The organism is Brunnivagina elsteri CCALA 953 (assembly GCF_002289455.1).
GTDB classification, from domain to species: Bacteria; Cyanobacteriota; Cyanobacteriia; order Cyanobacteriales; family Nostocaceae; genus Brunnivagina; species Brunnivagina elsteri.
In genome coordinates this window covers 1-2,439 of the sequence record NZ_NTFS01000636.1, presented here as the reverse complement: position 1 = coordinate 2,439, position 2,439 = coordinate 1, and the positions used below count along the sequence as shown (strand labels likewise).

1 protein-coding gene is annotated in these 2,439 nt (G+C 38.9%); it reads right to left on the bottom strand.

Features of this window, described 5'->3' with window-relative positions:
• Window positions 1-217 precede the first annotated feature (217 nt).
• Entirely contained in the window at window positions 218-2,233 is a 2,016-nt protein-coding gene (locus tag CK510_RS29345) for a serine/threonine-protein kinase (protein WP_095724981.1), read from the bottom strand.
• Window positions 2,234-2,439 lie beyond the last annotated feature (206 nt).

Here is a 2,439-nt window from a genome sequence, read left to right as displayed (position 1 = left end):
AGCGCAATGAAGCATCTCTGTCTATTACATAGCGACTCAGGATCAACAGTTGGATCATTTATTTCTTGGATTACTCTTAGGGTAGGGCAAACGCATCTAAATACAAACCGAGAACCGCTATATTTGGGGTTTTGCTGTGGGGGGAAGAACCCGACTTGCTGGGTTTATCGTACTATTTGGGGTTTTGCTGTGGGGGGAAGAACCCGACTTGCTGGGTTTAAGGGGAATATCGCCAAATTCTCAGGGTTCGATCGGCACCACCACTTGCAATGGTTTTACCATCTTTGCTAAAGGCAAAAGATTCCACCCTATCGCCATGTTTGGCAAGAGTACGAATGTTCTTAGCTGTGAGATAATTCCAGATTTTGATTGTTTTATCACTGCTACTACTCGCTAGTGTCATTCCATCAGGATTAAACGCGATCTCAGTTATTTCTCCTGTATGTGCTTCCAAATTACGGATAAATTTTCCGGTTTCGAGATTCCAAAGTTTAATGGTTTTATCGCTACTTCCACTGGCAAAATATTTACCATCGGAACTAAAGGCAATGGCTGTTACTTTATCTCGATGTCCTTGAAAAATTCCAATTTCCCGTCCAGTTTGCAAGTTCCATAATTTGATAGTTTTATCGTCGCTAGCACTGGCAAGATATTTACCATCAGGGCTAAATGCGACGCTTCTAATTGCTGCCTGTCCACTTAAAGTGTAGATTTCTTCCCTGGTTGCTAGATTCCAAATTTTGATTATTTTATCATCACTTCCACTGGCAATGTACTTACCATCACCACTAATTGCAACTGTATGAATTGCGGCTTGGTTTCCAACTAGAGTACCGATTTCCTGCCCGTTAAGGAGGTTCCAGAGTTTGATGGTGTTATCATCACTACCGCTTACCAACATTTTCCCATCAGGAGTAATTGCGATCGCATTGACTTGTTTACCATGTCCCGATAATGTGGCAACTGCTTGCCCTGTCTGCAAACTCCAGAGTTGAATTGTGCGATCGTTTGTGCTGGCAACTGTATTCCCATCGGGACTAATGGCTGTTGATAAAACACTACTAGCATAGCCTCTAATGGTCACGGCAAGACTAAAATTAGGCATCATTGTTGTCTGACCAATTTCATCATTTGCAGCTTGCTTTGCTTGACTGAGGCTGGAGCGATTAACTGCATCAAGGTTAAATTGTTTATACCAAAATTCCCCCAATATTAATAATAGAATTCCAGCCACAGTAACTAGCATGATTTTGAGTTTGTAACCTGAAAAATAAGACGAATAATGGGAATTTGCAGCAGAAAAAGGTAATCCCGGATTCAAATCTTTAATGACTTCTTCAGCAGATTGATAACGTTGATGAATATCTTTTTTCAATAATTTATCTAGAACCAAAATAAACCCTTCGCTCAGGGGGATTTTGACATAACTTTGCCAGTGACTTACCCAAGCATAACCATGTTCTGTCCACAACTTAAATGGGGAAATTCCTGTTAGTAAATGAAAAACTGTGGCACCTAAACTAAATAAATCACTAGCTGGATATGCAGCACCATCACGAATTTGTTCAATCGGGGAATAACCATGTGAACCAATTGAAGTTCCCATTTTTACTTGAAATTTTGCAGTTAATTGTTTTGACGAACCAAAGTCAATTAAAGTTAGTTGTTTACTACTTTGACGACGGATAATATTTTGCGGTTTGATGTCACGATGAATGACTCCACGAGTGTGAATAAACCTAAGTACTGGTAACAAATCAAGTAAAATCTGACAAATTTCGGTTTCGCTATAGAGTGAATCTGATTGTCGTGGAGACTTTTTTTGACGACGTGCATTCAATTCCCGCAGTAAATTTTGTCCATCAATATACTGCTGAACTAAGTATAAATAGCTATCTTCCTCAAAGTAAGCAATTAGGGTGGGAATTTGCGAATGTTCACCCAATTCTTGCAAACGTTGTGCTTCTTTATGAAACAGTTCGACTGCTTTTTTTAATGCCCAATTACTCTCCGCTTTTGGTGCTAATTGCTTGATAACACAAGTTTCATCGAGTTTATCAACGTCTTCTGCCAAATATGTTTTACCGAATCCACCTTCATCAGAGAGTACTCGCATGACACGAAAACGATTTCTTAGTAACAATACTAGGGGAGTACGGCAACTTTGACAAAATCTATTTCCATCGGGATTCACTGGATTTTCGCAATCAGGATTTAAGCAGCAGATTGTCATTTCTAAAGTCCAACTGCATAGGCATTATTTTTAAACAAAAAATCAGTATTTTTGCAATTATTAAGGTTTTAATTGTATCTTTCTATCTGTAGTTTTCGGGTAAGTAGAGGATGTATAGCAGATAGTAAGTTAATAAAGTATATACAAGAAATTTAAACCGCAGATAGACGCTAATTTAGACGCTACTCTGCGAGAAGTTTCGCTAG